The organism is Thermomicrobiales bacterium, from assembly GCA_023954495.1.
Lineage (GTDB): Bacteria > Chloroflexota > Chloroflexia > Thermomicrobiales > CFX8 > JAMLIA01.
Map to the genome: position 1 here is coordinate 46,078 of JAMLIA010000016.1, position 8,818 is coordinate 54,895.

The following is an 8,818-nucleotide window of genomic DNA, read 5'->3' on the forward strand; positions in this document are numbered from 1 at the left end:
CTTTCGCGCGGCGTACCGTGTATGTCCTCCCTGTACGTACCCATTGTATCTGCATTCCTGTAATCTCGTCAATCAGGTTACAGGGCAAAATTCATCGTTTGTACGCGGAAAGACCCAGTCAGATTGAATTATGCGCAAACATCGATAGATATCTGTCGTGCGCTTCTTGAGAAGCCTGTTATAGTAGTTCTTCTGACCGGGGCATCGATGTCTCTTTCGAGGAGTCGCGCGTGCGTGTCATCTGGCGTATCCTGCTGTATTTGAAACCCTATCGCGGACGACTCGTTTTCGCGTACCTGGCGCTGTTTATCGGAACAGGTGCCCAACTGCTGGTGCCGCGCCTCGTGCAGCGCGTCATCGACGAGGGCATCGTGAAAAGCGATCAGTCAGCCATCCTCACCGGCGCTGGCATGATCATCGGCGTCGTTGCGATTCAGGCGGTCTTCACCTATGTCCGCTCGTATCTCTTTCAGGCAATGGCCGAGACTGTCTCGACAGACATACGCCATCAGCTCTACGGGCATCTATTGAAGCTGCCGTTCCAGTATTTCGATGTCGCGCAGTCCGGGCAGCTGATGTCGCGTGCGACCGAAGACGTGAACGCGATTCGGCGCTTCCTGATGTTCTCACTCCGCATGGTGATCTACGCCGTAACGATGTTCGTCATCGTCAGCTTCCTGCTGCTCCGTGAGCACTTCACGCTCGGCATTATCTCGCTCGCAGTTATGCCGATCCTCGCATTCACTGCGGTCTACTTCTCCATAAACATCCGACCGATGTTCGCGCGAATCCAGCAGGAATTTGGCGAGATGTCGAGCGTCATGCAGGAGAATCTCGCCGGCACACGGGTCGTCCGCGTCTTCGCGCGGGAAGATTCCGAGATCAGGAAGTTCGATCACTCGCTCGACGTTCTCTATGATCGACAGATTGACGCGATCAGGTACTACTCATTCTTCTTTCCCTTCATGCAGTTTCTCTCCGGCCTGTCGCTCGGCCTGATTCTCTGGTATGGCGGTCGCCAGGTGCTGAACGGGTCGCTCTCAATTGGTACCTTCGTCGCCTTCAATCTCTACCTGACGTTGCTGGCGAACCCGCTCCGTCAACTTGGCTGGATCATGAACTCGGTCGCGCGCGCCATCGCATCCGGCGACCGCATCTTCGAGGTCATCGACACGCGGCCAGCCATTCGCAACAAGGACGGCGCTGCGCCACTGGAGTCGCCGCGCGGCGATGTCGCGTTCGCGGACGTTTCCTTCACCTATCCGCATACGGCGCGGCCTGCTATTCGCGACGTGACGTTCTCAGCATCTTCCGGTGCAGTCATCGGCCTGATCGGCTCGACCGGCAGCGGCAAGAGTACGGTGACGAACCTCCTGGCAAGGTTCTACGAAATCTCACGCGGGTCGATCACATTCGATGGCATTGATGTGCGCGACATTGAGCTTGCCAGCTTGCGCCGCAACATCGGCTTCGTGTTGCAGGAGACGTTCCTGTTCTCGTCAACGATTCGTGACAACATCGCGTTCGGAAATCCGAACGCCACGATTGAGGAAGTCGAGCAGGCTGCCCGCATCGCTCAAGCGTATGACTTCATCTCGGCGATGCCGGATGGGTTCGACTCACAGCTCGGGGAGCGCGGCGTCTCGCTCTCGGGCGGCCAGCGCCAGCGCGTTGCGATCGCGCGGGCGATCTGCTCCGATCCTCGAATTCTGGTGTTTGACGACGCCACATCCAGCGTCGACACAGAAACTGAGTTCCAGATCCAGCAGGCGCTCAATAACGCAATGGCCGGTCGCACGACCTTCATCATCGCGCAGCGCGTATCAAGCCTGAAAGACGCCGACGAGATTCTAGTTTTCGATGAAGGTGCCATCGTCGAGCGCGGGAAGCACCAGCACCTCATCACGCAAGGTGGCCACTACGCCAGACTGTACGAGCTGCAGCTGAAAGATCAGGAGGAGTTCGTCACGGCGGCGGATTAGTCGGTCCGGACAACGAACATGCGCAACATAGCGAATCCAGACGATCTCCTCGGAAAAGCCTACGATAGCCGGATTGCGCGGCGTCTCGTCGCGCAAGTGCGCCCATACACTCGGCCAGCCGGTATTGCCGTCATTCTCATTTTGCTCGTCACCGTCTTCGAGCTTGCGATCCCGTTCCTGTTTGGCTTGTCCGTCGACATCGTACGTGACGCCATCGAAGGAACAACCGGCCGCAGCTTCTTTGGACGCCATGGAAACGACGCGCTCAATTTGCTGGGGATCGCGTTTCTAAGCGTTCTCCTGCTTCGATTTGTGGCGCGCTATTTCGAGATGTTCCTGATGGGCCAGGTCGGCCAGCGCATCGTCTACGACCTGCGCTCGTCGATGTTCAGCCACATCCAGCGACTCGACATTCGCTATATCGATCGGCGCGGTGTTGGGTCGATCATGTCGCGTTTGCAAAATGACGTGTCCGTTATCGATCAACTGTTTGCTGATGGATTGGTCGACATCCTGTCGCAGATGGCGCTGCTGGTCGGCATCATCGTCCTGATGTGGGTGACCAACTGGAAGCTGGCTCTGGTCGCGTTCGCATTGCTCCCGATCATGGTTGTGATGATGCGATTCTGGCGCTCGCGCGCGATCCTGACCTATCGACAGACACGCATCACGATTGCACGCGTAAACGGGTTCCTGGCAGAGAACATTGCCGGTATGCGTGTGATTCAGTCGTTCACACGCGAACCGCGCAACCTGCGGACATTCACCGGTATCAACGACGAGAATCTGGACGCCAACCTCGACGCGGCGCGGCTCTCAGCGTTCCTCTTTCCGTTCGTCACATTCGTTGAATACGTCACGATCGCGCTCGTCCTCTATGTCGGCGGACGGATGGTTGGCGGCGTTGCCTTCACGGTTGGTGAGCTGGTGACGTTCGTTGCCTACGTTGCCCGCTTCTACGAGCCGATCAACCAGCTTTCGCAGGCGTACAACACGTTGCAGGCTGCGACAGCCGCCGGCGAGCGCATCTACTCGATTCAGGACGCGGTGCCCGAGATCAACGACGCACCAAACGCAATCGTGCTCCCGCGGATCGAAGGACACGTCGAGTTCGACCATGTTCGGTTCGGCTACGATGAAGTTGAAGTGCTGCACGACATCGTGCTTGACGTTCAACCCGGCGAGTCGATTGCATTCGTCGGTGAGACCGGTGCAGGCAAGTCGTCAATGATCAACTTGCTGACGCGCTTCTATGATGTCCGCGACGGTGCGATCCGCGTTGATGGCTACGACGTCCGCGACGTGACCCAGCAGTCTCTGCGCTCACAGCTGGGAGTCGTACCGCAGGACACGTTCCTCTTTGCGGGCACTATTCGCGACAACATCAAGTTCGCGCGTCCAGATGCAACCGACGACGAGATGATCGCAGCCGCCACTGCCGTTGGTGCTCACGACTTCATCATGGCGCTGAGCGGCGGCTATGACTCCGAAGTGCATGAGCGCGGCGCAACGCTCTCAGTCGGCCAGCGCCAGCTGCTCTCGTTCGCGCGCGCGCTCATCGCAGATCCGCGCGTCATCGTGCTGGATGAAGCTACGTCGAGCGTCGACACCGAGACCGAGCAGGTCATCCAGGCGGCGCTCCGCACGCTGCTCGCCGGACGTACGTCGTTCATCATCGCTCATCGACTCTCAACCATTCGCGAGTCGACGCGTGTTGTCGTGCTGGATCACGGACGGATCGTCGAAGCTGGATCACACGATGAGCTGCTGGAACGCCGCGGTACTTACCACAAGCTCTATACGATGCAGTTCCGCGCGGCAGATGCAGCAGCGGACTGAGCATGACGATCTATCCTTGTGAATGAGTCTGCGGATCGAGGCGCAACTTCATGCCGACGTGCGTGGCCTCGAAACCGAGCGATCTGTACCAGCGGTGCGCGTCAGTTCGGCGTTGATCGGTTGTCAGTTGGACGATCCGGACACCACGTTGTCGCGCACGATCAATCGTCCATTCGAACATCTGACGACCAACTCCGCCACCGCGAAGAGTAGATGCTACGCGCACCGATTCGATCTGCGCGCGCACTGCACCCATGTGCGAGAGACCGGGGATGTAGGTCACCTGGAGCACGGACACGACTTGATCGCCTTGAACTCCGACAATCAGTTCGTTGCGGGGATCGTCCAGAATTTCCTGGAATGCAGTCGCGTACACTTCGCGACCGCCTCGTTCGGCTGATTCGCGCTGGGAACCCAGAACATCGTCGGCAAGCAGGCGAATGATCGAATCGAGATCACCGGCATGTGCGAGGCGAAACGTTACGTCAGCCATGACCCGTCCTCTATCATCACATACCCAGCGTGAGTTGGATGGCTGGCGGAGCGGAGACATCGGTTCGTTCACTTCGGCTGAGTGCGCCAACCGAGGTTGTCGTCCGCCCTGCCAAAACCAGCGCCTCTTGCGCGCTGGCAATCGCGAGTGCCGCCGTGTTGTTCTTGTCGGACAGATGCGCGAGCCAGACCGCTTTCGTGCGCTCCGTTGTCGCTGCGACGAGCGCCGCAGCGCAATCGTCGTTGCTGAGGTGCCCGAGCGGGCTTTCGATCCGGCGCTTGAGCCGAGCGGGGTAGGGGCCGAAGCGCAACATGTGCGGATCGAAATTCGACTCCAGGACGACGACGTCGGCGCTCCCCATCGCTTCAATGACGGTTTCACTGACGTAGCCAAGATCCGTAAATATCGCAGCACGCAGATTACCATCGTCGACGACAAACCCGCACGGTTCAGCGGCGTCGTGCGAAACGGCAACGAACTCGACCTCGACGCCGCTATCCTGCCAGCGTTCCCCGGCAGCACGCCTGGTGAATGCGCGCTCGTAACGGATTGCACGTTGCGTCCCCTGCGTCGTCACAATCTGGCAGCCGGTGCGCTTGGTGATTGAATCGAGTGCGCGAACATGGTCGATGTGCTCGTGGCTAACGACGATGCCTGCCAGGCGATCCTGCACATCGAAGTCGCGTATGGCGGCCTGAACCGTCCGCGATCCGACACCGCAATCAATCAGGAAAGCAATCGTTCCGCTGTCGAACAGAAATGCATTGCCGCTACTACCGGAACCGAGGGAAACGATTCGCGTCATGAAGCCTGGACCGGCGCAAAGATAGCCCGACCGACGCGCACAATCGTCGCGCCCTCCTCGATCGCAACCTCGAAGTCGTTTGTCATGCCCATCGATAGCTCGCTCAGGTCTGATTCTGGATATGCAGTTTGCAGCTTGTCGCGCAACTCGCGCAGACCAACAAAGACCGGTCGCGTCACGTCCGCATCACCAACCAACGGCGCCATCGTCATCAGACCGCGAAGGCGCAGGTTCGGCGATGCGAGTGTCGCCTCAATCAACCCGGCAACTTCATCCGGCGCGCAACCGTGCTTCTGCTCTTCGGCAGCGATGTTCACCTGCAACAAGATTGGCTGGATAACGCCATGTGTGCTGCAGCGCACCTGGAGTGCCTCGATCAAGCCGAGGCGGTCGACCGAGTGGAGCAGGTACACACGCCCCACGATCTGCCGCACCTTGTTCGTCTGCAGGCTACCAATGAGATGCAGATGCGCGTCTGCCGGTGCGCCCTCGAACTTCGGCATCGCATCCTGGACGCGATTCTCACCGAAGTGGCGCAAGCCAAGATCGTAGGCATCATCAACTTCGGAGCGACCGACGGTCTTGCTCACGGCTACGAGGGTCACGTCGGCTGCGGAGCGTCCACTGCGCTCGGCGGCACGTGCCAAACGATCCTGGACATCAACAATTCGAGCAGCGAGGCTACTGGCGGTGGATGTCATTCACCGGTCCTTTCCGCCAACTGAGCTACCAGGAGCATGCGTCCTGCGTGTGCCGCACCCTGACGCGCAGCACGATAGGAGAAGAATCGGTCAATTCGGCACCGAACGCAAACGCCACTTATTTCCACCTGCGACGGATGAACGTCGGCGGCTTGCAGGTTCAGCAGGTTCGCCGTCCAGAGATCAAGGTGCCTGCCACCGTTCGCTACTGCCGCTTCCGTTCGATCAATACAGCGCGCACGCCACGCATCAATAACTTCTGAACCTACCTCATAGCAGCACGGGCCGATCGACGGGCCAATGCCGATCTGCAGGTCGGTCGGTTGCGTGCCAAACGCAGCCTGCATCGTCTCAACTGCGCTGGTTGCGATGCCACTCACCGTGCCGCGCCAGCCTGCGTGCACGACACCGACAGCGTGATGTACCGGGTCAAAAAGCAGGAGCGGTACACAGTCAGCCACGATGACGCCGAGTGCAATCGTTGGGTCGTCAGTGACGAGCGCGTCGGTAGTGGGGAAGCCGTCGAACTTCGGAAATCGTCCCCGGCCCCGGTCCCTTGCCGTTACGACTTCAACGCTATTGCCGTGCGTCTGGCGTCCGAGCGTCAGGACTCCTGGATCAATACCCACATCAGCAAGGAATGCGTTGCGATTACGCTCTATGATCTCGCTGTCGGTGTCGCGGCCATGCCCTACGTCGCCTTGATGCCCGGCAGACGGAACGCGTCCACTCATACCGTGGATGAGCGGCGCATCACTCAGCGACGAGAATCGATATGCGACGTGACCAGCAGTTGCGGGTTGGCTCACTGCTCCTCCGTCGCGGCGCGCAGAATGATTTGATCGACCACGAGCTCGACAGGTGCCAGATCGTCGGTAAAGACGCGGTCCTCGCCTGACCACTCGCGGATGTTGCCAGTGTTCAGCGCGATGTCCCCGACCTGCCGAATCAACGAATCCTCAGGGATACCGGCGATATTCGCTGCAAAGTTCTCGATGTCGGTCGGCTGCATCGTGGCGATCACCATACTATTGGTGAAGCGATCAACATCAATGATGTAAACGTTCGGGAAGACAGCGGCCATTGTCGATGCCATCACATCGACCAAACGGAAGTCGGTCGATGTTCGGCCGGCGTTCAGCACAACCACGCCATCATCCGTGAGATGATCGCGCGCCGACTCGAAGAACTCTTTAGTCGTGAGATGGAATGGAATGTACGGCTGGCGATAGGCATCAATACCGATGACGTCGTACTTCTTGCCGCTCCGACTGAGATAGTAGCGACCGTCGTCAACGATGACATTGAGGTTCGGCTCATTCATGTTGAAGTACTCGCGCCCTATGTCAACGATTTCGCCGTCGATCTCGACGCCGTCAATCGGGATCGGCCCGTATGCCTCGGTGAACTGCTGCGCGACCGTGCCTGCAGCCAGCCCGATGAGCAAGAGACTCTGCACATCCTCCGGCGACTGATCGACGTTGAAGTATGGGCCGACCATAAAGTAATCCCACGGCCCGCCGGTAAGTTGTTGATCCGGCGAATAGATCGAGTGTGTAGCGTGGCCCTCGTTGAGCGCCAGACGGATCTCGTTACGATAGGAGATCACCTGAACGTAGTTGTACGGCGTCTCCGCCTCGTGGATGACCGTGCCATACTCGGGTGGCCGAATGAGTCCGGATGGCTGGAAGATCGGTGCCATTGCCACAACGACAAGCATCGCAATAGCGAGCGACAGCTCACGAACGGCGGGAATGGCAAGCAGTGCCAGCACCGACGGAATCAGAATCGCGAGCGACAGGATGAGGAAATTCGTCCGCGTCCCGAACATGGGAATCAGCACGAACGTCGGCAGAAAGCTGCCGATGATCGAACCGACCGTCGATAGCGCATAGAGCGATCCTGCTGTGTTGCCGGCTGCTGAGACGTCGGCCAGACGCAGCCGCACCGCAAACGGTGAGATGCAGCCGAGCAGCGTAATTGGAACGGCAAAGAGCAGCATTGTGCCGAGCAGAGATCCGTAGAACGCTCCGACCGACACGTTGTCGAACGCCGAGAGCGAAATCTCCAGGATCGGGCGCGACAGCAACGGGATGAACGCGACGCTGAAGCCGGCAATCGCTGTGAGCGCGAACAACAGCTCGGGATCAGGATGGCGGTCTGCGAGCCGTCCGCCGATGAAATACCCCAGCGTCAGATAGAGGAGTGTCAGGCCGATCAGGTTCGCCCAGATGAACGTCGAAGAACCGAAGTATGGGCCGACCAGCCGCGACGCGCTCGTCTCAACCGCGATACTGCAAACGCCACCAAAGAAGACGATGGCCGAGAGTGCCACGCCGCGCGGGTTCAGCCAGGCCGATCGCCCGCGCGACGCTGAAATGGTAGTTGCAACCACTCGTTAGTACGTTTCCAGCTGAATCGGAACGTCGATCAGAACTGGCATTGTCGACGATTTCGCACGCTCAAGCGCCTCGGTCAATTCCGCAGGCGAGTTCACGCGTACGCCTTCGATACCATAAGCGTCAGCCAGCTTGACGTAATCAGGATTTACCAGATCAACCGCAACATAGCGACCTGGGTAGGTGCGCTTCTGCGCGGCCTTAACTGCCGTGTGGGTGGCGTCGTTGAAGATCACCATCGTGATCGGGATACGATGATGGACGGCTGCACCGATCTCCTCCATGGTGAACTGGAAGCCACCGTCTCCAGTCATTGACACGACCTGCGCATCCGGGAGGGCAACCTTCGCACCGATCGCAGTCGGCATCGCAGAGCCGAGCGTGCCGAAGCCGCGCGGGAATGTGTAGGTCCGTGGCTCAAACACCGGGAAGTAGCGCACGCCCTCGTAGGCCATCATCGTCATGTCGTTGCAGAGGACAGCGTCGCGATCCATGCCGGCGCGCAGAGCATCAAGGTACTCGACGTAACCGGCGGTGCGAGCATCTGTCGGCTCCTGAAGACGATCGCGCACGGCAGCAACCGCGCTGGTCTCCCAGCG

General features: G+C 59.2%; 8 protein-coding genes. 2 read left to right on the forward strand and 6 right to left on the reverse strand.

Annotated elements, in window-relative coordinates; translation table 11 throughout:
* Positions 1-230: 230 nt before the first annotated feature.
* Together M9890_05120 and M9890_05125 are read left to right on the forward strand one after the other, a co-directional pair.
* A complete protein-coding gene (locus tag M9890_05120) occupies positions 231-1,982 on the forward strand; it encodes an ABC transporter ATP-binding protein/permease (GenBank protein ID MCO5176341.1) in 1,752 nt (583 codons plus the stop codon).
* An 18-nt stretch (positions 1,983-2,000) separates the two neighbouring features.
* On the forward strand, positions 2,001-3,821 hold the full coding sequence (locus M9890_05125; GenBank protein MCO5176342.1) for an ABC transporter ATP-binding protein/permease: 1,821 nt from the start codon (positions 2,001-2,003) through the stop codon (positions 3,819-3,821).
* Positions 3,822-3,831: 10 nt separating this feature from the next.
* Here the strand turns inward: M9890_05125 and M9890_05130 are convergent, their stop codons facing one another.
* The 6 genes from M9890_05130 to M9890_05155 form a co-directional block, all read right to left on the reverse strand.
* The gene (locus tag M9890_05130) at positions 3,832-4,314 is read right to left on the reverse strand and encodes a GNAT family N-acetyltransferase (protein MCO5176343.1); all 483 of its coding nucleotides are present in this window, start codon (positions 4,312-4,314) and stop codon (positions 3,832-3,834) included.
* Between the two features lie 16 nt (positions 4,315-4,330).
* Positions 4,331-5,119, reverse strand: a complete 789-nt coding sequence (locus M9890_05135) for an MBL fold metallo-hydrolase (GenBank protein ID MCO5176344.1) — start codon at positions 5,117-5,119, stop codon at positions 4,331-4,333.
* Positions 5,116-5,820 carry a YggS family pyridoxal phosphate-dependent enzyme gene (locus M9890_05140; protein MCO5176345.1) on the reverse strand — a complete coding sequence of 235 codons (705 nt, stop codon included), beginning with the start codon at positions 5,818-5,820 and terminating at the stop codon, positions 5,116-5,118. Before M9890_05140 ends, M9890_05135 begins: the two co-directional genes overlap by 4 nt.
* On the reverse strand, positions 5,817-6,629 hold the full coding sequence (gene pgeF / locus M9890_05145; GenBank protein ID MCO5176346.1) for a peptidoglycan editing factor PgeF: 813 nt from the start codon (positions 6,627-6,629) through the stop codon (positions 5,817-5,819). The genes M9890_05140 and pgeF overlap by 4 nt, the downstream gene beginning before the upstream one ends.
* Positions 6,626-8,215, reverse strand: coding sequence for a fused MFS/spermidine synthase (locus M9890_05150; GenBank protein ID MCO5176347.1), 1,590 nt, complete (start codon positions 8,213-8,215; stop codon positions 6,626-6,628). Before M9890_05150 ends, pgeF begins: the two co-directional genes overlap by 4 nt.
* Positions 8,216-8,218: 3 nt before the next feature.
* Positions 8,219-8,818, reverse strand: a 600-nt coding sequence (locus tag M9890_05155; GenBank protein ID MCO5176348.1) for a thiamine pyrophosphate-dependent enzyme, incomplete at its 5' end; no start/stop codon positions are given.